Raw genomic sequence first — 26186 nt, forward strand, 5'->3', positions numbered from 1 at the left:
GTCCGTATAGGTGAGGCGATCCGGTGGAACTCCGCCGCGGTCACCAGGAGATTTCGATGTCTGAAGATATGATGAGTCCGCTCTACGCCGTGCGCAGCCGCAAGTTGCCGCCCACCGCGGTGCCATACGTCTTCGCGTTTTTCATGTCGGCGATCATGGCTTTGCTGATGTGCAGCGTGATCGTTGCCGCAAACAGCGGTGTCGATCAGGGCTATCCGGCACGCGTGGTCGGGGCATACGCCTTCGCCATGCCGGTCGCCTTCGTCTGCGTCCTGATCGTCCGTCCGCTCGTGATGCGGCTCGTCTCGATGGTATGCCGAATGCCGGGTTGAGCCGGACGCTGGCGAGGTTCCTTCGGCCCCTTGCGGGACTAGCCTTCCAGATTGAGCCCGATGCCCCACGGATCGATGAGGCTGTAGGCGCTGCCGCTCCGGTTCACCACCAGTTCCAGCGCATCGAGCTTCTCTATCGTCGCGGCGAGCACCGCCGGATCCCGGAAGCGGATCGTATAGTCGGCGAGGCCTGTGATATTGCCCTGGCGTTTCGGCGCGCCACGCGAATTCCAGATGTTGGCCGCCACATGGTGATGGTACTTGCCGGTCGCGAAGAAGCTCGCTCCCGGATAGCGCGCCATTAGGTCGAGTCCCAGCGCGTCGCGGAAAAAAGCCTCCGCCTGCGGAATATCCGAGACCTGGAGATGAATATGGCCGAGCGCGGTGCCCGGCGGCAGACCGTTCCACCCGCTCTTCGGCGTCTCGTCGTATAGCGCCTGCAAATCAAGCGGCAGAGTATTCACGGCCACCATGCCGTCCGCGCTATAGTTCCATTCCTCGCGCGGGCGATCGCGGTAGATTTCGATGCCGTTGCCCTCCGGGTCGGCCAGATAGATCGCCTCGCTAACGAGATGATCGGATGCTCCCTGCAACTGCACCCCGTTCTCGGAGGCATGCACGAGCCAGCGTCCGAGTCCGGCGCGGTCGGGAACCAGAAACGCATGATGGAAGAGACCGGGTGCGCTTACCGGAGCCTTTTTGGCACTGCCGCCGCCCGTCAGCGTCAGGAGCGGCGTTCCGGCGACACCGAGCGTTACGCCGTTCGTGCTCGTGTCGATCGGCGAGAGGCCCAGTATTCGCTGATACCAGGACGAGACCGCGTCGAGGTCGCTGACGACGAGATGCGATTGATCGACATAGGCGGGCATCGCGGTCGCGTGATCGGCGGGAAAACTCACCGGCTTCAGGTGAGACGTGTCCATCATCATAATCGTCCTTTCGGACAGCGGGCGGGCTGTGCCCGGACTGTGATCTGCTGTCGCTCATCCAATATGAGCGCGTGAAGAGATTAACGAAAGCTCTTATATTACTTGATGTTGTGTTCGATGAACGTTGACAGTCCGGGCAGGCGCGCTACCTTTAACTGTGGGAGCGATGGGATAGGAGAGGGGCGGTCACTTCAATCCAAGTCAAGGCCCGAACTGCCGTCACCGTTCAGATACGGTTGGCGCGGGCCGCGCTACATTTCTCCCTTCGGTCAAGGGCAGCCGGAGCGAGATGACTGACGGTAAGCTGAGGGAGGCGCCGCATTGGGGTGCGGCGTGGCAACATAGGAAGGGACGTAATAGCATGTACAAAAAGATCATCGTGCCGATCGCCATGGATCAGCTGGAGCATGGCGAGTCCGTTCTCGGCATTGCGGTGAAGCTGATCGATGAAGGGGGAGAGATCATTCTGCTCAATGTCGTCGAGGATCTCAACGCCTATGCACAAGGCTATATGATCGTCGATTTTCCGCTGGAGATGATCGAAGAATCGCGCAAGCACGCGGTCAAGACCCTGGAAGCACTGAGGACCAAGCACGGCATCAACGGACGCGTGGAAATCCGCACAGGCGGTGCGGCAGGCAGCATCAACGCCCTTGCAAAGGAAGAGAATGCCGACCTGGTGATCATCGCGTCGCACCGACCGGGCTTGATCGATTACTTCATCGGATCCACCGCCAGCCGCGTCGTCAGCCATTGCCCCTGCGCGGTTCTCATCGATCGGTAACACCACGATAAACGGAGCGGTGCGGGAACCTGCGCCGCCTCCAAGGAGTCACGCAATGGACAAGTACGCGTTGGATGACTTTCGCGAACAGCTCTTGCGCCGCAAACGCGAACTGTATGGGCGGCTCGTGAAGATCGAGGAGGACCTCGAGCAGCCGATGAATGCAGACGTACCGGATCGCGTAACGGAACGGGAGAGCGACGAAGTTCTGGAAGGTCTCGGTCTCGCCGGTCAGGGTGAGATCCGCGCCATTGACGCCGCGCTCAACCGCATCGAAGCAGGAACCTTCGGCATCTGCGCGCGTTGTGGAGACGCAATTTCCCCGGAACGACTGCGCGCCGTGCCGCATGCGCCGCTCTGCCAGACCTGCGCCGCCGAGCTTGCGGCAAGCAGCCGGTAGACCAGCAAATCGAATCGCATGCATCGCCTCGCTTCTGAGCCCCAACCTAACGCGCCGATCTCCACTACCGGCGGGCTCTACCGGGTCGCAACGAGGGCGCCGCATCTGTCGTAATGCGTTGCAAAAGTTTATCCTTTGGCCCGACCCCGATACTTTTCCGTGTGGCTTGTCTGTGGCACGATGGCCAAAAAGCAAGCATCGGGGGGTGATGCGCGTCCGCTTTCGCCGAAGTTCGTCGGAAGCTCGTCGCATTTGATCGAGCCCGTGCGTTGCGTGTCGCTGCAGAGAGCGGAGGGGCCGTGAAGGGACCTGGCGTCAAATGGGACTACGACCGCTCGGAGGTGATCGCCGATGGAATTGTCCACGGCATCGGGCTCTCGGCGGCGCTCGTCGGTGTTACCGCCTTGATCTTTTACGCCACCGTGTGGAGTACGTCCGGTCAGTTGGCCGCGGCTTCGATCTATGGCGGCGGACTCATCGCGGCCCTTTCGGTGTCGTTTATCTATAATCTTTTTCCAGCCGGCCGGGCGAAATGGCTCCTGCGCCGGCTTGACCACTCCGGGATTTTCGTGCTGATCGCTGCAACTTACACGCCGTTTCTGCAGCGCGGCTGGGACGATCCGTTTCTCTTCTCGATGCTCGTCGCCATCTGGCTTATCGCGGCTGCCGGTATTGCCCTGAAGTGCCTTCTGCCGGGGCGTTTCGATCGGCTGGCGATTCTGCTCTACCTCGCAATGGGCTGGAGCGGGCTGCTCGCCGCGGAATCCCTCTTTACGGCCTTGAGCGCAACGACGCTTACTCTCATCGTTGCCGGTGGCATCATCTATTCGGTCGGCGTCATCTTCCATGTCTGGGAGCGTCTGCGCTACCAGAACGCCATCTGGCACGGCTTCGTGGTGGCGGGGGCCGCGGTGCACTATTCCGCAGTTTTGACCTGCATCAGCGGAGGCGCAGCATCTTAGATCGGGCCGGGCTTGCGGAAAACCGTATGCGGTTTTCTGCCTCTCATCGCGCGGTGCGCATCGCCATCTAAGCGGCTCAATCTGAAGCCGGCTGGCATCCTTCCGACGGCCTGAGCGCTGCGGCCATGCGCGAGATGACTCCATCGAAACTGGTCAGCTTGCTCTTGCGGTACTGAAGCCGGAAATAGGCGGCGCTGCCGTCGCATAGCGCGATCGCCCGTGCATAGAAAACGTCGCTCTCGTGTGCTCCGGAAAAGCTTGCCCAGGCGGGGGTGACACGAGAGAAAATAATTCGCCAGCCGCCCTGCTTCTCGTAACCGATCCTTTCGGCGACGTCGGTTTCAAAATCGCCGTCCAACGGATGAGTGCCGAACACCATGAGTGTAGCGCCAACGTCGCCCGAACGGAATTCGGCTCCTTCTCCGTTGGCAGCCTGTGGCCCCATTTCGAAACCGGGCGGGATGTCGACCGTGTAACCGAAGCGGGGGTTGGCATAGGGATGCCAATCGTCATAGGCGGCACTCGGCGAGGCAAGCGCAGCGGTGAGCAGGGATGCGATAAGGGCACTGCGCATGCGGAGCTTCCTCTGGTTTTGGTTTGAGCTGCCGCTCTCACGTTATGATTCCCAGCCGCGTTTTCAATCCTCCCGACGTCACTGCGCTCCTATTGATTGCCGCGCTTTTACAGGATGGTGCCCGCTGATGGATAAATGGCGGCACAGCTCCATGTGGTGGAAAGCAGCTTGACGCGGATCGAGGCGAGCACACAGCCCGTTAACGATAGTATAAGCGTGGCATAACTTCGCAACGAGGCCGATTTCCCTTGAGGCGGGCCCGCCCTTCTTCTATGTCCGGTGGAAGATTGACTGAACGATCAATGAGAAGGAGCGTGTCGACACGATGGATGCCGCGGCCCTGACATTTCTGGCCCTCGGTCTTCCCTTTGCCGCGGCCCTCATCGCACCGGCCCTCACTCGGTTCCTCGGCGGGAATGCTGCCTGGCTCCTGGCGCTTGCGCCATTCGCGATCTTCGTTCATTTCGCCGGCTTCGTTCCGGAAGTCGCCGCTGGCGAAATCGTCACCGGCGGCTATGCCTGGATACCGTCGTTCAACGTCAGCTTCTCCTGGCTGATCGATGGCTTGTCGCTTACCTTCGCTCTTCTGATTTCGGGCATCGGGACCCTGATCGTCCTTTATTCGGGCGGCTATCTGAAGGGACATCCCGATCAGGGCCGCTTCTTCTCGTTCATCCTGATGTTCATGGGATCGATGCAGGGGCTGGTCGTGTCGGACAGCTTCCTGATGCTCTTCGTCTTTTGGGAACTGACGTCCATCACTTCGTTCCTGCTGATCGGCTTCGATCACCGGCGCGAGGCGGCGCGCCGCGCGGCTTTGCAGGCCCTGGTGGTCACGGGCGGAGGCGGGCTCGCCTTGCTGGCCGGGCTTATCATCATCTGGAACGTCAGCGGCGTCACCCAATTCTCGCTGCTCCTGACGTTCGGCGACGAACTGAAGGAGAGCCCGTTCTATCTCGCAGCACTGCTCCTTGTCCTCGGCGGCGCCTTCACCAAGTCGGCACAGTTTCCGTTTCACTTCTGGCTGCCGAATGCCATGGAGGCGCCGACTCCGGTCTCGGCTTACCTGCATTCGGCGACGATGGTGAAGGCGGGCGTCTATCTTCTCATGCGGCTCAACCCGGTGCTCGGCGGCACGACCGAGTGGCAGGTCCTGCTGCCGCTTTTCGGTGTGACGACCCTTATTGCCGGAGCTGCGCTGGCCGTGCGCCAAACGGATCTCAAAATGATGCTGGCCTATACGACGATGTCGTCGCTCGGCCTGCTGGTCATGTTGACCGGGCTCGGCTTGCCCTATGCGATCGAAGCCGCCGTGCTCTATCTGGTGGCGCATGCCCTTTTCAAGGGGGCCCTGTTCATGGTGGCCGGCATCATCGACCATGAAACCGGTACGCGCGACCTGACGAAGCTCGGCGGCCTGCGCACGGCGATGCCGTTGACCTTTGTCATAGCTCTTACGGCGGCCTTGTCGATGGGGGGGCTGCCGCCCTTTTTCGGGTTCCTTGCAAAAGAGGAAATCTACACCGCACTCTCCGGTTTCGACCGCCGTTCCATGGTTTTCGCGGCATTGACCATTCTCGGCAATGGGCTGATGTTCGCCGTCGGATTTGCGATCGCCCTGAAGCCGTTTCTCGGCCCGAAGGTCGACACGCCCAAGCCTCCCCACGAGGCTCCGGTGCTCCTCTGGCTAGGTCCGGCCATTCTGGCCGCAAAAGGTCTTTCAATGGCCCTGATGTCGGGCTTCGTTCATCGCTACGTGACCTCGCCCATGGCGTCGGCCGTCGCCGGCGAGCCGAGAAGCGCCACGATATCGCTGGTGCCGCATTTCGGCGTGGCGCTGTTGCTTTCCGTCGCGACGCTGGCGGTCGGCGTCGTTCTGTTCCTCAATCTGGCTCGGCTGCGCGCGGCCATGGTGGCGGTTCTTGCGGATATCGGCTGGGGACCCGATCGGGGCTTCGACCAGTTCATGCGTGGCCTCGTGCGCTTTGCGGTCACCGCCACCCGTCGACTGCAGGGGGGCCGGCTCGACACCTATATGACCATGACCTTCGTGCTGGTCGCCGCCGTCATGCTGGCGTTGCCGCTGCGCTATGGCGAATTCCCGCGCGCGCCGTTCTTTCCGGCGGACGTTCCGCTCCACGAATTCGCGATCATGGCGATCGCAGCCCTTGGCCTCTTCGCCGTGGTGATGGCCGCGGATCGGCTGACGGCGATCGTCTCCCTCGGCATTCAGGGCTTTGCCGTGGCGATGCTCTTTCTGCTTTACGGCGCCCCCGATCTTGCCTTCACCCAATTCATGATAGAGACACTGTCGGTCGTCGTTCTGGCGCTGGTGATGACGCGGTTGCGGCTGTCTCCCTCGGACCACAGGCCGCTCAGACAGAAGCTGCCCGACTTTACAATCGCGCTCGCCTGCGGAGCCGGGTTCGGTCTTTTCCTCCTGAGGGTCACCGGCGTGCCGTTCGATTCGACGCTGACGGACTTTTTCAATCTCTATTCGAAGTCGATCGCGCACGGTGCAAATGTAGTCAACGTCATCATAGTCGACTTCCGCGGCACGGATACGCTCGGCGAAATTGCGGTGGTGCTGGTTGCCGGCCTGTCAATCCTTTCGCTCGTGCGGCTGCGGGCGGGATCGTTGAAACGTGGTGAGCTGACCGAGATTGCGGCCGCCGATGCGAGTTCGAAGGAGCTGGTATGAAGTCGATTATATTTCGGACCGTCGCCCCCTTCCTCACCGGATTGATGATGCTCTTTTCGATCTTCGTTCTGCTGCGCGGCCACAATGAACCCGGGGGCGGGTTCATTGGCGGATTGATCGCCGTCTCGGCGCTAGCGATCTACGGCATCGCCCATGGTGTGGTCACGGTGCGGCGGGCAATATATTTTCACCCTATGGCGATTGCGGGCGCCGGCCTCTTCGCCGCGACCGTGGCCGGTCTGGTGTCCCTTTTCGCGCGGGTGCCGTTCATGACCGGGCTGTGGATATACCCGTCCGTGCTCGGCGTGGAAGTTCCGCTCTCCACCGTCATGCTGTTCGACACGGGCGTTTACCTGGTCGTCGTCGGTGCCATCAGCTCGATCGCACTCTCGCTTGAGGAAGGGGGAGGCGCCTGATGGAAACCTGGTTTTCCCTGCTGGTCACCCTCTTCTTCACCGTGGCCATTTACCTGCTTCTGTCGAAGTCAGTCATCCGCATTCTGCTGGGCGTCGCGATTTTGGGAAATGCGGTGAACCTTTTGATTTTCACCGGGGGGCGCCTGACGCGCGACGTGCCGCCCGTCATAGCTGAAGGGGCCGACACGCTTGGCGGTCCCGCGGCCAATGCCTTGCCGCAGGCGCTGATCCTGACCGCCATCGTCATCTCCTTCTCATTCTTCGCCTTCCTCCTTGTTCTTGCCTGGCGGGCGTATGAAGACCTGGCGACGGACAATACGGACGAGATGCGAGTTGCGGAACCGGTGAGCGAGCCGGCGCCGCCGCTGGGATACTGACGCGCCATGGCTGTTTCTACCTCCGCTCCCGTCGACCTTTCCGCAGCACTGGTGCTGACCCCCACATCGGCTGCCGAATGGCTTGTCGTTCTGCCGGTCGCGTGGTGCCTGGCTGTCGGCGCGCTCCTCATGATGCTTCGCCGATGGGCCATTCTCCAGCCTGTGATAGCCCTGGCGGCTCTGGCCGTGCTCGTGCTGATCGACGTGGCGCTGCTCGATCATGTCGCGCGAAACGGTCCGACGACGATGGTGATGGGACGCTGGCTGCCGCCGTTCGGTATCGCCTTCACCGTCGACCTGACCGGAGCGCTCTTTGCTCTTATGGCCGCTGCCGTTGCGTTTGCCGCCGGCATCTTTTCGCTGGCCGATATCAACGAGAGCGGCCGGCGCTACGGTTTCTATCCGCTGCTGATGCTGCTGATGGCCGGCGTTTCGGGAGCCTTCCTTACGGGAGATATCTTCAATCTCTATGTCTGGTTCGAGGTCCTGCTGATTTCGTCCTTCGGTCTTCTGGTCCTCGGCTCCGAGAGGGAGCAGATCGACGGGACGGTGAAATACGGATTTCTGAATCTGGTCGCGACGACCTTGTTTCTCGTCGCCACCGGCTTCCTCTACGCCGTGTTCGGCACGCTCAACATGGCCGACATCGCGCGCAAGGCTGACGAACTGCGCGCCGGTGCGCCGCTGATGACATTGGTCGGGCTCTATGTTCTTGCCTTCGGCATGAAGGCGGCCGCGTTTCCAGTGAATTTCTGGCTGCCGGCTTCCTATCATACGCCTCGCGTGGTCGTGTCGGCGCTCTTTGCAGGCCTGCTTACCAAGGTCGGTATTTATGCCCTGATCCGGGTGACTGTCATGCTCTTCCCGGTCGAAAGGGAGGAGCTGAGCTTTGTACTGGCGCTTATCGGCGCGCTGACGATGATGGTCGGCGTTCTCGGTGCGCTCGCGCAAACGGATTTCCGCCGCATCCTCGGCTACCTCGTCGTGTCGGGCATCGGCTCGATGGTTGCAGGCATCGCCATCGGCGGACCAGGCGGCATCGGCGGCGCAATTTTCTATGCACTCCATTCGATGCTGGTGATGACGGGCCTGTATTTTGCTTCAGGGATTGCCATGCGCCTTGGCGCGGATAGCTCGATCTCGACGCTTGCCGGTCTTTACCGCAAGCATGTCGGATTTGCTGCGCTCACCTTGATGCTGTGCTTCGCCGTTTCGGGCCTCCCGCCCTTTTCCGGCTTCTGGCCGAAGGTCATGCTGGTGAAGGCAGCGCTCGACATCGGCGCCTGGTGGCTTGCCGCCGCGCTCCTTCTTGTCGGCTTCTTCACCATGATAGCCACGGGCCGGCTTTTCCTCCTGGCCTATTGGCGCGAGAGTACGAGACCTGACGCCGGCGGTACGACGCGCTTGCCGGCCAAGACTTTCGGTCCGCTTGCCGCGCTTACGCTGCTGGCGCTGGCGCTTGGCGTCTACCCCGAGCCGCTGCTTGCGATGATCCAGAACGCGGCGGCTGGTCTGGCCGAGCCCTCCGCTTACCTGAATTCAGTCTTTCCCGCCGGAGGTCCGCAATGAAGTTCCTGCTGACCAACGTAATTTTCACGCTGATCTGGGGAGCAATCAGCGCCAGCTTCACGCCCGCGAACCTATTGCTGGGCTTCGCAGCCGGCGCCCTGTCGCTCTGGCTGATCCGACGGGAGCTGCGCCCGGTGACTTATCCGTTGAGGCCCTTGCGGCTTCTGCTGCTCGCATTGCTGTTTTTCAGGGAGTTGGCGATCTCCGCAACCAAGGTCGCGATCCGGGTTCTGCGTCCGAATATGGAACTGAAGCCCGGGATTTTTGCCTATCCGCTCGCGGTTAACAGTGATTTCGAGATAACGCTGCTCGCCAACCTGATCACACTGACGCCGGGAACTCTGTCGGTGGATGTCTCCGAAGATCGCAAGACCCTCTATGTACATGCGCTCGATTGCGCCGATCCGGCAGCCTTGCGGCGAGACATTGCCGGCGGCTTCGAGCGTCGAATCCGGGAGGCCTTCGAACGATGACGCCCGCTGCAGTTCTGAGCACGGCTTCGGGCCTGGCGCTCGTGCTCCTCTCTCTGGCGCTGCTGATGACGGTGCTGCGCATTGTTCGCGGGCCAACACTTCCGGACCGGGTGCTCGGGCTCGATATGCTGGTTGCGATCGCCATCGGCTTGATCGCGGTAATCGCCGTCAGGACCGGATTCTATCTCTACATCGACATAGCAATCGCCCTCGGGCTTGTCGGTTTCCTCGCGACCGTCGCTTTCGCCCGCTTCATCCTGACGCGGGGTCTCGCACCGGAACGCATGTCGCCGGGTGCAACGGACGTTTCCCGCCCGAACCCGTCCCCGGCGCGCCCGCGCCCGGGACAGGCCGGGCGCCGTAAACGCAAGGGGGCACGCTGATGGCCCTGCAGATCACTGCCTACATCGTTGCGCTCGTGATGGTCGTCGGTGCATCCTTTTCGCTGCTCGCGGCCCTCGGCCTCCTCCGGTTTCCCGACCTTTACACCCGCATGCACGCGGCTTCGAAAGCTGGAACCATCGGTTCGGGCCTGCTGCTCTTTGCGGCCGGTTTGCACTCGCTCGATGCCGCTATCTTCGTGCGCGCGCTTGCGGGATTTGTCTTCTTCGTGTTGACGGCACCCATCTCGGCCCATCTGCTGGCAAAAGCCGCGCATCAGGCGGGCTACAGGATGACAAAACGATCGGTGATAGATCAGCTTCCTCATAAGGAAGAGCCGCGTCGGCATTGATAGGCGGCATTTCTGTTTTTGTATTTGGCGACAATTTTGCCGGGCGTTACAATTTTAGCAATTCGGAATAAAGTTGCTGCAATCCGATAAATTTATGTTTTGACTTTTGCCCGATCAATGTTAATGCAGTAAATACAAAGTGTCGTCGTGGAAAATACTTTGGACTGAAATTCCAGCCTGAGTTGTGATGCTTGTCCGTTGCTTTGAGGTGTCGGCCGATTTGGCGCCTTGGTGGTGGATCTTTCCTCTCGCAATTCGAGCCTTGGTGTTGCGGCAGAACCACAGTCTCTGTGGCGAGATAGCGGTCGGTTCCAAGGCGGTAAGCGCAATTTGACGGCATTTTGTACATCCTCCCCCTGAAACGGTGTTTCAGGTTTCGTCGCTTGATTCCGATAGGAGAAAGACATGACAGAGACTTCGCTCGGTACGAGCAATGAACTCCTGGTTGAGCTTACGGCGGAGATCGTTGCCGCCTATGTAAGCAACCATGTGGTTCCGGTTGCCGAGCTGCCGACGCTCATAGCCGACGTGCATTCGGCACTCAACAACACGACCGCTCCAGCGCCGGTGGTCGTTCCGGTGGAGAAGCCGAAGCCCGCGGTTTCGGTGCGAAAGTCGGTGCAGGACGACCAGATCACTTGTCTCGAATGTGGCGGGACCTTCAAGTCGTTGAAGCGGCATCTGATGACCCACCATAATCTTTCGCCGGAAGACTACCGCGACAAGTGGGATTTGCCTGCCGACTATCCGATGGTCGCGCCGGCCTATGCGGAAGCCCGCTCGCGGCTCGCCAAGGAAATGGGTCTCGGACAGCGTCGTAAGCGCCGCGGTAAATAATCCGATTCGCGAGGGGCGACCAACTGAACTGTTGCTGCAAAGGCTGGCCGGAAGGCCGGCCTTTTTCATGAGGACGGGAAGACGGCGGGTTCGTCCATCAAGCGTGCAGGCGACCTTCGGCCTCGCTCTTTATGCGCCGGATCATCGATCTGAGGCCGTTCGCGCGTTGCGAGGATAGATGTTCGATGAGGCCGATTTTGCCGAAGATCTCCAGAGCATCGATCCTGGTAATCTCCGAGGCGGGCTTGCCGGAGAAGATGGCAAGGACAATCGCCACAAGGCCGCGCACGATATGTGCGTCCGATTCTCCCTCGAAGGTGAGAAGCGGGTCTTCCGCAGCGCCCGCCGTATGGGTCACGAGCCAGACCTGGCTTGCGCAACCTTGAACCTTGTTCTCGCTCGTCCTCGAAGATTCCGGCATCTCGGGCAGGCTTTTGCCAAGCTCGATCACATAGCGATAACGGTCCTCCCATTCGTCGAGGAATGCAAAGTCGTCGATGATCTGGTCAATTGAAGTCATGCTATGCCCGGCTTTCGGTGCCAATCTCACTTCATATAGGAGACGCGGACGGCAAAGAGAACAGGCAATCGCGTTTGTCCCTGCTGCCGCTGCGGACGATCGGCTCCGACTCCGTAGCTCAGGAGGCGCTGCCTGGAGCAGGTCAGTGAGCGAGGCGTCGTTCGGGAACTGGCATGCGCTTGAAGGCGGGCTCTGTCTTCTCGGCCGCCTCCTCGGAAGGGTGATCTTCCGCCGGTGTGACGGTGCCCGTCATCACCTTGACGTCGGGAGCGCCGGCGTCGCCTTCCGCGAACTGGCTGTTGAGGAACTCATAGGCGATCCGAGCGCCCTCGCGGGCACGATGACCGAGGGCGACGAAAGTCTCCGTACCCTTCTCGCAGACATCGGGCTTTTCTACGCAGATCGCGCTTATGTACTGGAAAGCCTCGTTCGCGGCCGAAAACGTGCCGCTGATCTCCATTTTCGGGCCGTGCTCGAGCTTCTCGCTGCTTGAGGGATCGAGAAAGGGCAGCAGCACCAGAACGAGCGAGAACCAGAACGTCGCCTTTACGAGAAACCACATCTTGCGCCCTCCTCTCTACCTGCCGCTCCGGCCGTTGTGTTTGCTCTTCGAACCTAGTGCGGGAATCACAAGGCCGCTTTTCCAGAAACCGCGATATTTGCCTCAAATTCTAATGAAATGCAGGATTTCATTGCTCGTGCAGCCTCTTTACCTTGCATTTTATCGATTATCGTTAACACCCATGGCATGGCTCCCCATACCAAGCCCTGCGTCTGCGGCATCGGGCAGTGGCCGTGCCTGCCCAAATCGTTAACGCAAACCGAAAAATGCACAAAAATCCGCTGCTTACGTGCCGTTAACCACAACTGGCGAAGTCTGCCCCGATTGCCTCGAATCGGGAATTTTCGGCCGTTCCGGGCATCATCCGAGCGCTGCCGTTTATTCTTTCATTAAGTCGGGGATGCGAGATTCGGGTCACACGAGGCGGTCGTCCGCGACGACGCGGACAAGTCCGATAAACGCCTCCCAAGAACAACAAATGCGGCAGGGCAAGGCGTGGGTCTATTGCGTGACATGGCTGGCAAATGGTTATCCCTCGTGGATGACGCGGCCGCACCTTGGCTGCCACGCAGCGTTCTCGCCCCGGCAATCGTACGTCATGACTTCAGACGCCTGCGCACCGTCGCTGCCGTGTCCTTGACCGCGCTGCCGATCATCCCCCTCGCGCTGACGCTGGCACTGCCCGTATCCGCCGCGCTGCCGGCGGGAGCGGCGCTTTGGGCGTCGGCCTCCCTGTTGGCCGCAGCGGCGGCTATTTCCGGCGGCCGTGCCGAGCCGATCGTCGCTGAGGTGGAAGTGGCGCCTGCGCCGGGCCTGCCAGACCTCGATACAGCCTATGATCTGTTTGCGGGGTTGGTGACTGTCCACGATATCAGGGGCCACGTCCGGTCAGTACACGGCCGCGACGCCCGCGAATATCTGAAACTGATGCGCGATCCGCAGGGGCGCGGCTTCATCGAGCAGATTCACGTTTCGGATCGTATCGCTTTCCTGCGAGCGATCGATTCACTGCGCCTCGACAGCGAGCGCACGGCTGTGGACATTCGTCTCGAACGGACGTCGGCGGATGGTCCCCAATTCGCTCATTTCTATTGCGAGATGACGCCCCTTCGGGACGCTGAAGGAAATCTCCTCGCGATTGTCGCCCAGTCGCGCGATGTCTCCGAAGGCGCGCGTTTGCAGGCGGAGGCGGCAGCCAGGGCCGCGCACGCCGAGTCCGCAAACGATGCCAAGACCCGGTTCCTTGCCGCGGTCAGCCACGAATTGCGCACGCCGCTCAATGCCATTCTCGGTTTTTCCGACGTTCTTGCCGGTGAATATTTCGGGAAACTCGAAAACGATCGCCAGCGCGAATATGTGTCGCTGATCCACCAGTCCGGCACGCATCTTCTCTCGGTCGTCAACACGATGCTCGACATGAGCAAGATCGAAGCGGGCCGCTACGAGCTTCTCCGCGAACCTTTCCGCGTCGCCGAGGCCATCGCCGCATGCGAGGCGATGCTGTCGCACCAGGCGCGCGAGAAGGGTGTGCGACTGGCGAGCCGGGTTACCCGTTCGGTTGGCGAAATCAATGCAGACCAGCGCGCCGTCCAGCAAATTCTCATCAATCTCGTTGGTAACGCGATCAAGTTTACCGACCGGGGTGGGCTTGTCACCGTCGATGCCGCCCGGGAAGGCGCCTTGCTGAAGCTTACGGTCAGTGATACCGGAATCGGCATCGCCGCGGACAAGCTGAAGATGCTTGGCCAACCTTTTGTCCAGATTCAGAATGATTATACCCGCCGCTACGAGGGAACGGGACTTGGGCTGTCTCTGGTGAAGGGACTTGCCGAACTGCATGGCGGCGACGTTTCGATCCGTAGCGCCGAGGGTGAGGGCACCGAGGTCGTGGTCTCCATTCCCTGCGATGTTTCGAGCATTGCCGGAGCGGAATGCGCGCGCGTGCCTGTCACGGTGGAGTTTCCGCCGCGGTTGACGCTGCGCGGCGACGGAAAAAGCGATGTTGGTGAGCCGGCCGTGGTCGAGGCTCTCCGCAAAGGAGAAATGGGTCGGGAAGGGGGACATGGCACCGCGCAAGCGAAAACAGCCTGAGCGTAACCGGGCGGCGCGGCGGGGTGCGGGTCTTGCCTTGCGCGGACTCGCTTTGGTCGGCCGTGGGCTGGTGCTCGCCGGCCGCCTGGTCTCCCGTCATCCGTTGAGCGCCGGCGGGACGGCGATTTTTGCGGTCGTTTTCAGTTTCGTGGCAGCAAACGCCATGTGGTATCAGCACGGAAGGCATCCTTCTCCGCTTCTTCGCACGCGCGTGCCCCTTGTCAGTCCGGAAGTGGCCGAGCGCCTTGCCGCCGCCAAGGGGGAGCCGGTCCAGCAGCGCAACGTGACCACCTTTGTCATAGAGAGGGAAGGTGAGACGCCCGTCCGCGATGCGGCTCCGGACGGGTCCAATGAACGCGGCGCCCCGCTTTCGGGCGCACCCGATGCGCAGGCCTCGACGCTGATTGCCGACATACAGAAGGAACTGGCAAGGCTGGGTCTTTACGAAGGAACGCCGGACGGTCAAAGCGGCCCGAAAACTTCAGCGGCGATCCTCCGCTTCGAAAAACAGGCCGGCCGTATGGAGACCGGTACGCCAAGTGCCGGTCTGCTTCAGGCTCTGCGCAGCGCTGGCGGCACTCCGGCGCTTGTCGCCACGCCCGCAAACCGGCCCTATTCCGATCCGAAGACCGTTCCCGCCGATGCTGATCCGGTTGCCGCCGCCATCCGTAGCGCCGAGAAAGACGACGGGCTCGAACCGCGTCGTGGGGTTCCGGTGTCGAGCGAGATGGTGATGAACATCCAGAAGGGCCTGAGCAATCTCGCCTATGCGGATGTCGTGGTCGACGGGGTTGCCGGCGATCAGACACGCGCCGCCATCCGCCATTTCGAAAAACATTACCGCCTTCCTCAGACCGGAGAGCCCAACGCCAAGGTTCTCAAGAAGCTCAAGGAAATCGGCGCGCTCTGACGCGATCCCGTCCTGCGCATGTTCAGGCTCTCGATTTGCATCGCGCCGTCCGCGCGTGTATCAGCCTTGCATGCGCCTGAAATCCCACATTTTCGTCGCCTCGCTCATACGGAGCGTCTTTGTACGCGGCGGGTACGCGGCAGTGCTGCGCAAGGGAGCGGAGGAGGCGGGTGCGATCTTCATCCGCCAGCGCGGGCGGTCGGGCTATGAGACGCTCTATGCGCCGGCGCCGCAGAATTTCTTCGACGACGAAGGAGATACGTCGCGGAGATTCGAGGTGCGGTTGCGTGGCGCCGGGGCCGAAGACGTCGAACGGGCACTTTCCTCAGAAATCCGATTTGATCCGGACTGCTGGATCGTCGAACTGGAGCTCGACGACTGCGGCAATCTCTTCGATGTGGTGGACGACCGCGGGTGAGCCTGCCCACTGCATGTTTCCTTTAATCGGATCCGATCGAAGGACAAAAACATGCAGCAGATCAAAGTGCTCTCAGCGACCTTTGTCCGTCTGATAAGACGCACGGCGCTGTAGAGGTCATCTGCTGCTTCTTTTTTGTTGCCGTGTTGCAATTTACTGTCGGCCGAAGCTTCGCTTCGCATCGGCGGTCTTGCTTTGACTTGCAATGGATTGGGACTCTTGCCGACGCGGATCCGCGGCCCGGTTGTCAGCGAGAAGGCGTTCATGACGGGGTGGCCGCGGTCCCGCATCGGCGCGGAGCCAGGAGGCAACCCTTTCGATGCTCGCCTGCCGGTCGAGATTTCTGATCAGCGCCTCGGCGCGATTTCCGCCACCGATCCTTTCGGAAAGATGTGGATAAAGCAATTCGAGCACACGGGTTTCCTCGCCCGCCGGAAAGGACAGAGCTGCAAGCGCTGCAGCGAGTTGCTGGCCGGAAACATCCAGCAAAATACGGTCGGCGAGGGCGCGGCTTGTTCCGAGTGCGTCTGCGAGCGCGGTGGAAAAGAGCGCCGTTTCGCCATTGCGTGCGAAACGAACGAGAAGCGCGCAATGCAGTTCACCGATGGGCTGGATAAGCGATCTGTCGCTCTTCTCCTGTGATCCGACCCGCGCCAGCGCCTTGATTTCCGCCCGCAGTTTTTCTTCGCGGTCGGCGACGGCGGTAGGCGCTTGCGTCTGGCGCGCGCCTGGAGCGCGATGATCGCTACCGCCATCGAGCCGCTCTTCAGAATGCGCGGGCTGGTGATGTTCGACGAGCGCATCGATTGCTGAAGGCGACAGGTTTTCCCGGCGGGCAATGGCCCTGGCATGGGCCGGGCCTTGCTCACGGATGATGGAAACGAGCACGCGATCGGGAATTGCCCTGGCGCGGGTGAGGAAGGCGGCGGCAATTGAAATCGGCATGCTGCCGATCAGCAGGACCACGGATTCCGGCACGTGCGGGCACTGGGAGAGGGCTGCAGCCGCCTGGCGGCGTGCCTCATTGCTGGAGCCGAGGAAGAGCGGCTCGAACAATTCGGCAAACTGCTTCATGTCGGACCTGCTGGGAATGCGAAGGCTCTCGAAGCCGGTGACTGTCGCCATCAGCACGACATCCTTCAGCCGCCCCGTCTGCGGCCGTTCCAACTCACGAAACCGGTTTGTCACGACATATCCTAAAACGCAAAGCATGACGGCATTCCGATGGCTCGGAACGACACACGTGTCCAAACGTAGATTGAAATCGTTAGCGCACCATTAACTATGGACGTTGGGGCTTTATTCAGGCTTGCGTCATTCTCGTGACCGGTCGCCGGCTCGTGGGAAGGTTGCCGTCCTTAGCCATAAAAAGTCCACAAGGGATCCTATTTGATCCGCCCGACGGCAAACGGCCGGATAGGCGATTCGGCCGCGGCCTCACATGTGGGAGATTGATTTGTGAAGAAAGTGTTTTTGCGGACCGTGGCTGTCTGTGCGCTGCTGCTGATGCCCGCAGTTGCATCCGCGGCCGAGGGCTTTGCGACCGCTAATGTCAACATGCGCTCGGGACCGAGCACCTATTATCCGGCAGTGACAGTCATCCCGGCCGGCGATTCGGTGGAAATCCATGGCTGTCTCTCGGACCGCCCCTGGTGCGACGTGTCCTTTTACGGCGGACGCGGATGGGTGGCGGGCCGATATGTGCAGGCCGCCTTTCAAAGCCGCAGGGTCTATGTGGAGCCGGAATATTACCGCCCTCTCGGGATCCCGACGGTCGTCTTCGAGTTCGACAGCTATTGGGACCGGAATTACCGCGGCCGTGACTTCTACCGGGATCGTGACCGCTGGAGGCATGATCGCGATTGGGATCGCGAGCGTGAGCGCGACGGGCGCAAATGGGAGCGCCGCCAGGTGAGGGAGCGCCGAGACTGGGAGCGCGACCGCGACAGGGAGCGGCGCGAATGGGAACCGGAATACGGTCGCGACGACGATCGCTGGCGACGCAGGGTGGAGAGCGAAGGGTATCGGCCGGACGGTGCGGAACAGCCGCGTCGTGAGCGCCGTTACGAGGGGCACAGGACCATCGTGGACTGCAATTCCGGCGACGTTCGCTGCGAATAGTAGACGGGCGAACCGCTCCTGGGCCGGCGGCCTGTGCCGTCGGCCGTTCCTGCCGCGATTGGCTTTTGCATCGTCCCGCGTGGGAACCAATCCCGCCTCAATGCGTTGAAATCGCGCAAAGGGTGACACCGGAATGGCAAGGAGCGGAGAGATGGCGGAAAAGAATTTGGCGGCAGTCGGCGCCGAGACAGGTACCGAAACGCGGACGGTGGGCGCGCAGGCCGAACTGGAATCCCAGGTGCAGGAATTGAAGGCAGAGATCGCGCGGTTGACGGAGACCGTGTCGGCAATAGGAAGCGGAGCGAAGGCCGTCGTGCAGGGGGAAGCGGAACTGATGACTCAGCGTGTCCGGGAACGCGTTCGCGAAGAGCCGATTTCGACGTTGCTGACGGTTGCCGGAGTAGCTTTCCTGTTTGGACTGATCGCGAGACGCTGAAGTGCGATTGCCGCCTCCGAATATCCCCAAGATTGAGGATTGCGTGAAGTCACTGCGCCATGCTTTGGCTTAACAAATGGTTAACCAGGCTGTGGCTCAATCGGTCCAGGACGGGTATCATTGATTTGCCTCTGATGCCGAAGCGGACGACATCCGGGTGACCGGAAGAAGGAGTGAATGAGAAGGGCGCGTCTGTCCGGGGAGCCCCGACAATGCGTCAGCCCGCAAGCGGGCAGGGTGAAATCTGTACGGTAGTTCATCCGTCTCGGGAGATTATGGAGACGAGCATGGCAGACGTAATCAGAATGCAGGACCGCATCGTCAAACGGCCCGAACGGCGTCCCGTCGCAAAGGGCGGTGCCAAGGTCTTGTTCTTCACGGGTATCCGTTATGAGAGGCTGGACGGTCGCGGACCACAGCCGACTGCTCCGGTCGACCGGCAGGCCAAGAAGCGGTAAGTGGCGGGCGGCCATCAACCCTTCGTGCGACGGCAGTTGCTTGTCGCCCACATGTTCCCACATCGGCCAGAATCATTTTGGGCTGACTAGCGCTGGAAGGGCTCGCATCTTGATTCGGCGAGGAAAGTACGCACCAGTTCCTCGAAGCTGTCGACCGGCGCCAGAGCCCGGAGTACCGCGTAGCCTTCTTCGTCCTTCATCTCGATCATGATCGATTGCGCAAGAGCTTCGGGCGGCGACTTGCGCAGTTCCACGAGTTGAATCGGTGTGGCGACCACGAGATCCAGATCGCCGTTGACGGCTGTCTGATCGTTCATGCTGAAAACCTCGTTCGACCCGCTATCGAAAATCGCAAGCGACCAGAATGGCACGGCGCCCCTCCCGACGAAGCGAGCCGGAGCATCCGCCACCGAAAAGCTGCAAACGGCCGTACGCAGAAACGGATCCGCGTTGTTCAGACCGGTCGGCCCGGGTTCGGCCGTCAGGGGAAAGAAACTGTCCATCTCGAGAAGGCCGAGCACGCGCGTGTAGGCATCGCGGCCGGTGAACTGAGGCAGGGTGAGTATGATGACGATGTGAAGGAGCGCGGCGCCGACGAGGCCCACGAGAATGGCGAAGAAAATGCTACGCATGCCCACACCCGGTCTTGACGATCTTAGGCATCGTAAGGTCGATCAGGCCGGAGGAACCCGCCGTGGGCGTATCGAGGAGCGTCAGCACGAGGGCGAAGCTGCCCGTCCGGCGGATCGCGAGCCAGTTGTCGGGCTGGGCGACGGACGAGACGTGGATGGCGAAGCGGCTGTCCTCGGCGCGCAAGACCGTCCAGGAATTAATTGCCGAGGGTAGATCCGGCCCCGGACGCAGTGCGGTCCCGTCGGGAGCCGCCGCGTAAAGGGTCCAGAAGCGGGCCGGCGGTGTGATGCCGGAAACATCGTATGAGCAGCCGGCCGACAGGCGCGCACCGGTGTCGTCGGTGAGGGCTGTGAACGCCAGCCCCTCGGCCCCGCCGTAGAGCAGTTGGCCGGCGCGGGCGCGATGTGCCTTTGCATAGGGGTCGGCAGCGACGATCTGCGCCTCCGGAAATGCCACCCATGGTCCGATCGCAATCGAGCCGAAACCAACCGTCGCCTTCAGCGCCCATACGGCCGAGCCGATTCCGCCGCCGAACGCGACGATGAGGGCAAGAGCGACAAGGAGGGGAACTCGAAACAAGAGGCAACTCTATCGATTGTTGTATCGTTTACCTTCCGGCGCTCGTTTTAGCGCCGCTCGGCTTCATTGCCAGAGAACGGATTTCTCGCTGCGAAGTCAATTGTTTGTCGTGTTGCGCAAGGGCCGGATGTGAGACCCTTGACTCGGCGTTTCGAGTACGGCCACCTTGCCGCCGGGCCGTTCGCGTGCCTTCAACGGCTGCGCCTTTTCGAAAGTGCCGCCGATTTTCTTCAGAAGCCGGGTTACGTCGGCGGAAAGCGATCGCGGGCGCACGAGCGGCGGCAGGGCGTTGTCGTCCTTTTTGGCGGTTTCGGCCGGCTGTTGTTTCGCCGGCTCGGATGGCGCTTCGATTCCGGGTATCGCACGATGCTCGATCCCGTGCTCGGCATAATCCATCAGTCGCTTGAAGGTCATCGCGGGGAGAGAGCCGCCTGTCATTTCGTCGGTGGAGGTATAGTCGTCATTGCCGAACCAGACGGCAGTCGTGTAGTCGCCCGTGAAACCGACGAACCACGCATCGCGATAAGCCTGTGTCGTGCCTGTCTTGCCGCCCGTGACGATGCCGTTGTCGAGGGCTGCGCGTCGCGCCGTGCCGATAACCGGAATCTGCGTCAGCATGCGGTTCATCGATGAGGCCGCCTCTTCGCTCAGCACCCTGCGTGCCGGCGTCGCGTCGCGCCCGAAATCGTAGAGAATGTCGCCGTCATAGTTGAGAATCTGGCTGATGCCGTGGCGCCGCGATTGGAACCCGCCGGCCGGAAAGACCGCATAGGCCGTCGCCTGGTCGAGCACGGTGACTTCGGAAGTGCCGAGCGGCATGGTCTTGTCGGTACGGATGGGGGTTTCTATGCCCATTCGCTTGGCGGTCTCGGCAATGATCTCGGTCCCAAGCTTGTCCTTTGCGAGGCGGACCGGAACAGTGTTGATCGATCTGGCGAGCGCGTTCATCAGCGTCACCCGGCCGGCATATTTGCGGGCATAGTTCTGAGGCGACCAGCCACGCCAGGTGATCGGCGCGTCGACGACGACGGTTTCGGGCTTCATGCCCTTTTCCATCGCGGCAGCATAGGTATAGACCTTGAAAGACGAGCCCGGCTGGCGAAGCGCGCGCGTCGCACGGTTGAACTGGCTTTCGCCGTAGTCACGGCCGCCGACCATCGCCCTTACCGCGCCGCCATGTTCGACCATTACCAGCGCACCCTGCTTGACCTTGTAGGTCTCGCCATATTGCCTGAGGCCCGACTCGACCGCTTCCTCGGCTGCTTGCTGCAGCCCCATGTCGATCGTCGTGCGCACGATCAGGGAATGTTGCGCGAAGGGGGCGGCGATGCGCTGGACCTCTTCGAAAGCCCAATCGAGGAAGAAATCCGGTGCCTTGACCTGCGCACGATCAACGACGGACGCCGGAGTCAGGCGAGCGGCGATCACCTGTCCCTCCGTCATCAGGCCGCCTTGGACGAGATTGCTCAGAACTTCGTTGGCGCGGGCACGCGCCGCCGGCAGGTTCACATGCGGAGCATAGCGTGCCGGCGCCTTGAAGAGCCCTGCGAGCATCGCGGACTCGGCAAGATTGACGTCGGTAATTGCCTTGCCGAAATAGAATTGGGCTGCCGCCGCGGCGCCGAAGGTGCCGCCGCCCATATAGGCACGGTCCAGATAGAGGCGGAGGATTTCCTTCTTCGAAAGGTTGGATTCGAGCCAGACGGCCAGGAAAGCCTCTTTGATCTTGCGCTCGATCGTCCGTTCGTTCGAGAGGAACAGGTTCTTTGCCAACTGCTGCGTAAGTGTCGAACCGCCTTGAACAACGCCACCCGCGCGAGCGTTCTCGGTCATCGCGCGTGCGAGCCCTAGAAAGTCTATCCCCCAATGGTCGAAGAAGCGCCTGTCTTCGGTGGCGAGCACCGCCTTTATAAGGTGATCCGGAAGCTCGTCGATCGGGACGGAATCCTCATGGATAATACCCCGGTGGCCGATCTCGTTGCCGTAACGGTCCAGAAAGGTGACCGCGAAATCGCTTTGCGCGCGCCAGTTGCCGGTGGTCTCCTCGAAGGCGGGGAGGGCGAGCGCCAGCATCAGTACGGAGCCTGCCGCACCCAATGTCATGCCTTCGCCAAGCAATTCGAAGAGGGCTTTCTTCCAGCCGCGTACGCGAAACCGTCGGAAGAAGATGGTGGTATCTTCCCACCATTCCGCGAGGCGGAATCCCGCACTCCACACGGTCGAATCGATCCAGGAATCGATCCGAAGAAAGATATGTCGCCGTTTCGGCCGGTTGTCCTCTTTCCTCGGTTCCTGCACGGTCTTCATGTCCCGAAGGTTCTGCCTCATCCCGATATTTGCACGGCGCGGCAATCCAATCTACTTGCATATGGCGCAACCCGCCTTAAAAAACCGGCAATTTTCTGCGAAGTTTCCGTGTTCGTGCGAATTTTATGAAAGTGTGACTTTGATGGGCGAAATGCCTTTCTGGAAGATGAAGAGTCTGGAGGAGATGAGCGGCGCGGAGTGGGAGAGCCTCTGCGACGGTTGCGGGCTCTGTTGCCTCAACAAGCTTGAGGACTGGGACAGCTCCGAGATCGCCTGGACCTCGATCCGTTGCACGCTTCTGGACGGAGAAAGCTGTCGTTGCAGGGATTACGACAATCGTCAGGCGACGGTGCCGGACTGCATTCAGTTGACCCCCGAAGCGGTGCGCGAGATCAGTTGGCTGCCGCCGACCTGCGGTTATCGGCTGGTCTCCGAGGGCAGGGATCTCTATTGGTGGCATCCGCTCGTTTCGGGCGATCCGGAAACTGTGCATGCGGCCGGCATATCGGTGCGCGGACGTACCGTGCCGGAGGACGATATCGATATCGAAGATTATGAAGATTATCTGGTGACCTGGCCACTTGAGGTTGGCAGAGAGCCGGCCGAATAAGCCGCGCCGCGCCGCCTTTTAGACACTAAGCGTCAGTGATCGCCGCTCTTGATGGCGAGCCTTCTCGGCGCGACGTTGCGCCATGCGGTTTCCATGGACTGGCGAATGAGTTCATTGTCGGCGCCGACGAAATAAAGCGATGTCCAGCCGCGCGCGCCCCAGCCGCCTGGAACGGCGGCGCAAACGCCGGGCTCCGTCTCCAGAAGCATGCGCTGCTGATCGGGCGTGAACTTGAAAACCGCGCGCCCGGCTTCCGGCAGCGTCATGAAAATACGATTGCCGACGCGGAAATCCCGTGCACCGAAATGTGCATTTTCCTGGGTTCCCGGGAGGCTCAGGGCCAGCTTTTCGATTTCTGCGGTCAGCATGCGAGGAGAGTAGCACGGAATTGCCGATTGGCAAAAACCCGCATAGTCACGCCGCAGCGCAATGTCACTCGGCGGGAGGAACCGTCTTCTGGGCAGCTTCGCCTGCCGTGCGTATTTCGCGCCACTCGTTCTCGAACCGGTCGAGCAGCGATTGCGGAATTCTGGATTGCGGCGATGCCGACGGTTTGTTCGCGAGCGTCTTCATCCGGTCCTCCTTTGGGCGAGACATGGAATAGGCGGACGATTCCACAAGATAAAGGCTTTGTAAATCAGCGGTTTAAATAATTTAAACGATTGAAAAAAAATTAAATCGATTAATTTTCGGACGGATCCACGGCGCTCAGCGATAGAGCGGCTGCGGGCGGAAAGTCGCACCACCTTTGCTCGTTCCGCTCTGGCGCATAAGCACGTTCCGTGCGATGCGGCGAAATGGTGAATACAATCTACGGTCGCTTTCCACAGTTGAATGCCAAGCAACCGTCGGACACCGACCCTGCCGATCTCCGGGCTGACATTCATTTGCCATTCAGCCTGTATCGGTTAATGATTTTGACGTAGAGCTTCCCAAGTCGAAAGTGCGTTCATGTCTTCAGCATTGACCATAGCCGCGCTCGCCGCAGGCCTCGCAGGTTTTTCTCCGCCTGCCGTCGACATGCCTGCGGTTGTCGTCCGCGTGGCAGGCGACTGCAGCGCGGCTGCCGCGCAGGTCGTCGCGCAGACGGGTGGCGAGCTGCTCTCCGCCCAGCCGACCGGCGACGGGCAATGCGTGGTGACGGTGCTCATCCCCGGCAATGGAGGGCGCCCCAAGAAAGTCACGGTGAAGGTGCCTATGTAAGAGCTCTTTCGGGGTGTCCGAAAGCAAGGGAAGTGGACGAGAATGCGCATTCTGATCGTCGAGGACGATACCAATCTGAACAGGCAATTGGCTGAAGCGCTGAAGGAGGCAGGCTACGTCGTCGATCAGGCCTATGACGGTGAGGAAGGCCATTATCTCGGCGATGCGGAACCGTATGATGCGGTCATTCTCGATATCGGCCTTCCCGAGATGGACGGCATCACCGTGCTCGAGAAATGGCGCGCAGACGGCAAAACCATGCCGGTGCTGATCCTGACTGCCCGCGACCGATGGAGCGATAAAGTCGCGGGAATCGATGCCGGCGCCGACGATTATGTGGCAAAACCCTTCCATGTGGAGGAGGTGCTCGCCCGCATCCGTGCATTGATCCGCCGTGCCGCCGGGCATGCAAGCTCCGAGATCGTATGTGGCCCGGTCCGCCTCGATACCAAGGGCTCCAAGGCGACTGTCGCAGGTGTGGCGTTGAAGCTCACATCGCACGAGTTCCGCCTGCTATCCTATCTCATGCACCATATGGGGCAGGTGGTTTCCCGCACAGAGCTCGTCGAGCATATGTATGATCAGGATTTCGATCGCGATTCCAACACGATCGAGGTCTTCATCGGCAGGCTCCGCAAGAAGATCGGCAACGACCTCATCGAAACGGTGCGCGGTCTCGGATATCGCATGCAAGCACCCGGCGATGGCCATTAGATCCCTTACTGCCCGTGTTCTGGCGGTTTCGACCGTTTGGGCAGTCGTTGCCCTGGTGGTGATCGGCATCGTCATTTCCGCCCTTTACCGGCAGGGATCCGAACGCGGCTTCCAGGACCTGCTGCGAGCGCAGCTCTATAATGTCATCAATTCGATCTCTGTCGACGACAAGGCAGCGCTCTCAGGGAGCCCGCAGCTCGGCGACCTGCGCTTTTCCCAGCCGCAGACCGGGTGGTACTGGATCGTCGAGCCGATCGGCGAGTTCGATACGCCGCCGCTGATTTCGACTTCGCTCGGAACTGCGAAACTCCCAATCGTCAGCGTTGACGAGGTCCCCTTCGACATCCGCTACGAGCGGTTCTACACCACGACGGATCCGTTCGGGAACGAGGTCGAAGTCGCCGAAACCGAGGTCGTCCTCGATATCCAGGGTCACGCCGCCCGTTTTCGGATCGCCGGAAATCGCGAGGTGCTGGAGGCGGACATCGACCGCTTCACGCGTAATCTCACGATCGCCTTGTCGATTTTCGGCCTTGGCGGCCTCGGCATGAACGCGCTGACCATCCTCTTCGGCCTGAAGCCGCTCGACCAGGTACGCCGCTCGCTCGAAAAGATCCGCACGGGCGAAAGCGAGCGGCTGGATGGGGCTTTCCCGCGGGAGATCCAGCCCCTTGCCAACGAAGTGAACGCGCTGATAGACAGCAATCGGCGCATCGTCGAGCGGGCGCGTATGCAGGTCGGCAATCTGGCCCACTCGCTCAAGACACCCATTGCGGTTCTGCTCAACGAGGCGAGGGTGCTGGAGGTGCCGCACGGAGAACTGGTCAGGGCGCAGGCCGATGCCATGCAGACCCAGGTACAATCCTATCTAAGCCGTGCCAGGATCGCGGCCCAGCGCGGGTCGGTGCTTGCGAGGACCGAAGCCCAACCGGCGCTCGAGAGGATCATGCGGGTGATGCGGCGGCTCAACCCCGACAAGCAATTCAGTCTTTCGATCAATCCGCCTGGACTGGTTCTGGCGATGGAGCAGCAGGACGTCGAGGAAACAGTCGGCAACCTGCTGGAAAATGCCGCCCGATACGCGCAGGACAGTATCTGGATGACTGTCGAGCCCGCCCCCGAAGACGCACGCGGGAAGGAGCCTGGCCGCCAGTGGATCGTCCTGCAGATCGACGATGACGGGCCGGGGCTCGACCCGGATCAGATTGCAGTGGCGATGAAGCGCGGCAAGCGGCTCGACGAGAGCAAGCCCGGAACCGGGCTCGGCCTTTCCATCGTGAGCGAGATCGTCGGAGAATATCAGGGCAGTGTCGCGCTCAGCCGACGCGATGAGGGAGGATTGCGGGCCACGCTCTTTCTCCCGGCTGCGATCTGAGGCGCGGCGCCATCAAAAACGGGGCCTCCTCTTAACCTTTCCAGGCAAGGCGGGAAGGCCGATGCGGCGTGATCGTGATCCGGCGGTCACACCCGGACGGGAAAAAATGCGGGTGCCCGCATGGGGCGGTTGCCTCGGCCCGCTGGTGGTGCAAAAAGAATT

At 61.1% G+C, this 26186-nt stretch carries 32 protein-coding genes; 22 read left to right on the forward strand and 10 right to left on the reverse strand.

The window, feature by feature from the left end; all coding sequences use genetic code 11:
• Nucleotides 1–56 precede the first annotated feature (56 nt).
• Nucleotides 57–332 (forward strand): DUF2798 domain-containing protein, encoded by a 276-nt coding sequence (locus FB009_RS04490; protein WP_011974803.1) that lies wholly within the window; start codon nucleotides 57–59, stop codon nucleotides 330–332.
• Between the two features lie 38 nt (nucleotides 333–370).
• On the opposite strand, the gene FB009_RS04495 is transcribed toward FB009_RS04490, so the two are convergent.
• Complete coding sequence (locus FB009_RS04495) at nucleotides 371–1258, reverse strand: VOC family protein (RefSeq protein ID WP_024311263.1); 888 nt, start codon at nucleotides 1256–1258, stop codon at nucleotides 371–373.
• Between the two features lie 364 nt (nucleotides 1259–1622).
• Here FB009_RS04495 and FB009_RS04500 point away from each other — a divergent pair, with 364 nt between their 5' ends.
• From FB009_RS04500 to trhA, 3 genes are all read left to right on the forward strand, one after another.
• The gene (locus tag FB009_RS04500) at nucleotides 1623–2045 is read left to right on the forward strand and encodes a universal stress protein (RefSeq protein WP_024311262.1); all 423 of its coding nucleotides are present in this window, start codon (nucleotides 1623–1625) and stop codon (nucleotides 2043–2045) included.
• 55 nt (nucleotides 2046–2100) lie between these two features.
• A complete protein-coding gene (locus FB009_RS04505) occupies nucleotides 2101–2445 on the forward strand; it encodes a TraR/DksA family transcriptional regulator (protein WP_011974806.1) in 345 nt (114 codons plus the stop codon).
• A gap of 299 nt (nucleotides 2446–2744) precedes the next feature.
• Nucleotides 2745–3407: a PAQR family membrane homeostasis protein TrhA gene (trhA, locus tag FB009_RS04510; RefSeq protein WP_011974807.1), complete on the forward strand. Its 663-nt coding sequence runs from the start codon at nucleotides 2745–2747 to the stop codon at nucleotides 3405–3407.
• 76 nt (nucleotides 3408–3483) lie between these two features.
• Here the strand turns inward: trhA and FB009_RS04515 are convergent, their stop codons facing one another.
• On the reverse strand, nucleotides 3484–3981 hold the full coding sequence (locus tag FB009_RS04515; RefSeq protein ID WP_011974808.1) for a hypothetical protein: 498 nt from the start codon (nucleotides 3979–3981) through the stop codon (nucleotides 3484–3486).
• A 325-nt stretch (nucleotides 3982–4306) separates the two neighbouring features.
• Between FB009_RS04515 and FB009_RS04520 the strand changes: the two genes are divergently transcribed.
• The 8 genes from FB009_RS04520 (at nucleotide 4307) to mucR (ending at nucleotide 11087) form a co-directional block, all read left to right on the forward strand.
• Nucleotides 4307–6682, forward strand: coding sequence for a putative monovalent cation/H+ antiporter subunit A (locus FB009_RS04520; RefSeq protein WP_011974809.1), 2376 nt, complete (start codon nucleotides 4307–4309; stop codon nucleotides 6680–6682).
• Nucleotides 6679–7098: a Na(+)/H(+) antiporter subunit B gene (locus FB009_RS04525; protein ID WP_011974810.1), complete on the forward strand. Its 420-nt coding sequence runs from the start codon at nucleotides 6679–6681 to the stop codon at nucleotides 7096–7098. Before FB009_RS04520 ends, FB009_RS04525 begins: the two co-directional genes overlap by 4 nt.
• A complete protein-coding gene (locus FB009_RS04530) occupies nucleotides 7098–7475 on the forward strand; it encodes a Na+/H+ antiporter subunit C (RefSeq protein ID WP_011974811.1) in 378 nt (125 codons plus the stop codon). The genes FB009_RS04525 and FB009_RS04530 overlap by 1 nt, the downstream gene beginning before the upstream one ends.
• Before the next feature lie 6 nt (nucleotides 7476–7481).
• Nucleotides 7482–9044 (forward strand): Na+/H+ antiporter subunit D, encoded by a 1563-nt coding sequence (locus FB009_RS04535; RefSeq protein WP_011974812.1) that lies wholly within the window; start codon nucleotides 7482–7484, stop codon nucleotides 9042–9044.
• The gene (locus FB009_RS04540) at nucleotides 9041–9517 is read left to right on the forward strand and encodes a Na+/H+ antiporter subunit E (protein WP_011974813.1); all 477 of its coding nucleotides are present in this window, start codon (nucleotides 9041–9043) and stop codon (nucleotides 9515–9517) included. Before FB009_RS04535 ends, FB009_RS04540 begins: the two co-directional genes overlap by 4 nt.
• Nucleotides 9514–9900 carry a cation:proton antiporter gene (locus FB009_RS04545; protein WP_011974814.1) on the forward strand — a complete coding sequence of 129 codons (387 nt, stop codon included), beginning with the start codon at nucleotides 9514–9516 and terminating at the stop codon, nucleotides 9898–9900. Before FB009_RS04540 ends, FB009_RS04545 begins: the two co-directional genes overlap by 4 nt.
• Complete coding sequence (mnhG, locus tag FB009_RS04550) at nucleotides 9900–10250, forward strand: monovalent cation/H(+) antiporter subunit G (RefSeq protein ID WP_011974815.1); 351 nt, start codon at nucleotides 9900–9902, stop codon at nucleotides 10248–10250. Before FB009_RS04545 ends, mnhG begins: the two co-directional genes overlap by 1 nt.
• Before the next feature lie 405 nt (nucleotides 10251–10655).
• Nucleotides 10656–11087, forward strand: a complete 432-nt coding sequence (mucR, locus tag FB009_RS04555) for an exopolysaccharide biosynthesis transcriptional regulator MucR (RefSeq protein ID WP_011974816.1) — start codon at nucleotides 10656–10658, stop codon at nucleotides 11085–11087.
• 97 nt (nucleotides 11088–11184) lie between these two features.
• Here mucR and FB009_RS04560 read toward each other — a convergent pair whose 3' ends face one another.
• Both FB009_RS04560 and FB009_RS04565 read right to left on the reverse strand, forming a co-directional pair.
• A complete protein-coding gene (locus FB009_RS04560; protein ID WP_011974817.1) occupies nucleotides 11185–11607 on the reverse strand; it encodes a SufE family protein in 423 nt (140 codons plus the stop codon).
• A 142-nt stretch (nucleotides 11608–11749) separates the two neighbouring features.
• Nucleotides 11750–12169: a DUF5330 domain-containing protein gene (locus FB009_RS04565; protein ID WP_011974818.1), complete on the reverse strand. Its 420-nt coding sequence runs from the start codon at nucleotides 12167–12169 to the stop codon at nucleotides 11750–11752.
• Nucleotides 12170–12682: 513 nt separating this feature from the next.
• Between FB009_RS04565 and FB009_RS04570 the strand changes: the two genes are divergently transcribed.
• The 3 genes from FB009_RS04570 (at nucleotide 12683) to FB009_RS04580 (ending at nucleotide 15588) form a co-directional block, all read left to right on the forward strand.
• Nucleotides 12683–14260 carry a sensor histidine kinase gene (locus FB009_RS04570; RefSeq protein ID WP_011974819.1) on the forward strand — a complete coding sequence of 526 codons (1578 nt, stop codon included), beginning with the start codon at nucleotides 12683–12685 and terminating at the stop codon, nucleotides 14258–14260.
• On the forward strand, nucleotides 14232–15170 hold the full coding sequence (locus FB009_RS04575) for a peptidoglycan-binding domain-containing protein (protein ID WP_011974820.1): 939 nt from the start codon (nucleotides 14232–14234) through the stop codon (nucleotides 15168–15170). The genes FB009_RS04570 and FB009_RS04575 overlap by 29 nt, the downstream gene beginning before the upstream one ends.
• Before the next feature lie 70 nt (nucleotides 15171–15240).
• Nucleotides 15241–15588, forward strand: a complete 348-nt coding sequence (locus tag FB009_RS04580; RefSeq protein WP_011974821.1) for a DUF1491 family protein — start codon at nucleotides 15241–15243, stop codon at nucleotides 15586–15588.
• A 153-nt stretch (nucleotides 15589–15741) separates the two neighbouring features.
• Here FB009_RS04580 and FB009_RS04585 read toward each other — a convergent pair whose 3' ends face one another.
• Nucleotides 15742–16800, reverse strand: coding sequence for a DUF2336 domain-containing protein (locus tag FB009_RS04585; protein WP_011974822.1), 1059 nt, complete (start codon nucleotides 16798–16800; stop codon nucleotides 15742–15744).
• 246 nt (nucleotides 16801–17046) lie between these two features.
• Between FB009_RS04585 and FB009_RS04590 the strand changes: the two genes are divergently transcribed.
• The 3 genes from FB009_RS04590 to FB009_RS04600 all read left to right on the forward strand — a co-directional run bounded on the left by FB009_RS04590 (nucleotide 17047) and on the right by FB009_RS04600 (nucleotide 18603).
• Nucleotides 17047–17709 (forward strand): SH3 domain-containing protein, encoded by a 663-nt coding sequence (locus tag FB009_RS04590; RefSeq protein ID WP_011974823.1) that lies wholly within the window; start codon nucleotides 17047–17049, stop codon nucleotides 17707–17709.
• Nucleotides 17710–17860: 151 nt separating this feature from the next.
• Nucleotides 17861–18145, forward strand: coding sequence for a hypothetical protein (locus tag FB009_RS04595; protein ID WP_024311260.1), 285 nt, complete (start codon nucleotides 17861–17863; stop codon nucleotides 18143–18145).
• Nucleotides 18146–18357: 212 nt separating this feature from the next.
• Nucleotides 18358–18603: a hypothetical protein gene (locus tag FB009_RS04600; RefSeq protein ID WP_024311259.1), complete on the forward strand. Its 246-nt coding sequence runs from the start codon at nucleotides 18358–18360 to the stop codon at nucleotides 18601–18603.
• 86 nt (nucleotides 18604–18689) lie between these two features.
• Here the strand turns inward: FB009_RS04600 and FB009_RS04605 are convergent, their stop codons facing one another.
• The 3 genes from FB009_RS04605 to FB009_RS04615 form a co-directional block, all read right to left on the reverse strand.
• Nucleotides 18690–19235 carry a DUF1254 domain-containing protein gene (locus tag FB009_RS04605; RefSeq protein WP_011974826.1) on the reverse strand — a complete coding sequence of 182 codons (546 nt, stop codon included), beginning with the start codon at nucleotides 19233–19235 and terminating at the stop codon, nucleotides 18690–18692.
• Nucleotides 19228–19815, reverse strand: a complete 588-nt coding sequence (locus tag FB009_RS04610) for a DUF1214 domain-containing protein (RefSeq protein ID WP_011974827.1) — start codon at nucleotides 19813–19815, stop codon at nucleotides 19228–19230. The genes FB009_RS04605 and FB009_RS04610 overlap by 8 nt, the downstream gene beginning before the upstream one ends.
• 96 nt (nucleotides 19816–19911) lie before the next feature.
• Entirely contained in the window at nucleotides 19912–22143 is a 2232-nt protein-coding gene (locus tag FB009_RS04615; RefSeq protein ID WP_145161468.1) for a transglycosylase domain-containing protein, read from the reverse strand.
• 121 nt (nucleotides 22144–22264) lie between these two features.
• Here FB009_RS04615 and FB009_RS04620 point away from each other — a divergent pair, with 121 nt between their 5' ends.
• Nucleotides 22265–22732, forward strand: a complete 468-nt coding sequence (locus tag FB009_RS04620; protein ID WP_011974829.1) for a YcgN family cysteine cluster protein — start codon at nucleotides 22265–22267, stop codon at nucleotides 22730–22732.
• A gap of 32 nt (nucleotides 22733–22764) precedes the next feature.
• Here FB009_RS04620 and FB009_RS04625 read toward each other — a convergent pair whose 3' ends face one another.
• Nucleotides 22765–23100, reverse strand: coding sequence for an MmcQ/YjbR family DNA-binding protein (locus FB009_RS04625; RefSeq protein ID WP_011974830.1), 336 nt, complete (start codon nucleotides 23098–23100; stop codon nucleotides 22765–22767).
• Nucleotides 23101–23164: 64 nt separating this feature from the next.
• Complete coding sequence (locus tag FB009_RS32630) at nucleotides 23165–23305, reverse strand: hypothetical protein (RefSeq protein WP_018011867.1); 141 nt, start codon at nucleotides 23303–23305, stop codon at nucleotides 23165–23167.
• A 378-nt stretch (nucleotides 23306–23683) separates the two neighbouring features.
• Between FB009_RS32630 and feuN the strand changes: the two genes are divergently transcribed.
• From feuN to feuQ, 3 genes are read left to right on the forward strand one after another with little or no spacing between them, the layout of a single operon-like run.
• Nucleotides 23684–23935 carry a two-component system FeuPQ modulator FeuN gene (gene feuN, locus FB009_RS04630; RefSeq protein WP_011974831.1) on the forward strand — a complete coding sequence of 84 codons (252 nt, stop codon included), beginning with the start codon at nucleotides 23684–23686 and terminating at the stop codon, nucleotides 23933–23935.
• A gap of 42 nt (nucleotides 23936–23977) precedes the next feature.
• Nucleotides 23978–24649, forward strand: a complete 672-nt coding sequence (gene feuP, locus FB009_RS04635; RefSeq protein ID WP_011974832.1) for a two-component system response regulator FeuP — start codon at nucleotides 23978–23980, stop codon at nucleotides 24647–24649.
• Nucleotides 24639–26024 carry a two-component system sensor histidine kinase FeuQ gene (gene feuQ / locus FB009_RS04640; protein ID WP_011974833.1) on the forward strand — a complete coding sequence of 462 codons (1386 nt, stop codon included), beginning with the start codon at nucleotides 24639–24641 and terminating at the stop codon, nucleotides 26022–26024. The genes feuP and feuQ overlap by 11 nt, the downstream gene beginning before the upstream one ends.
• Nucleotides 26025–26186 lie beyond the last annotated feature (162 nt).

Source organism: Sinorhizobium medicae, from assembly GCF_007827695.1.
Taxonomy (GTDB): Bacteria; Pseudomonadota; Alphaproteobacteria; order Rhizobiales; family Rhizobiaceae; genus Sinorhizobium; species Sinorhizobium medicae.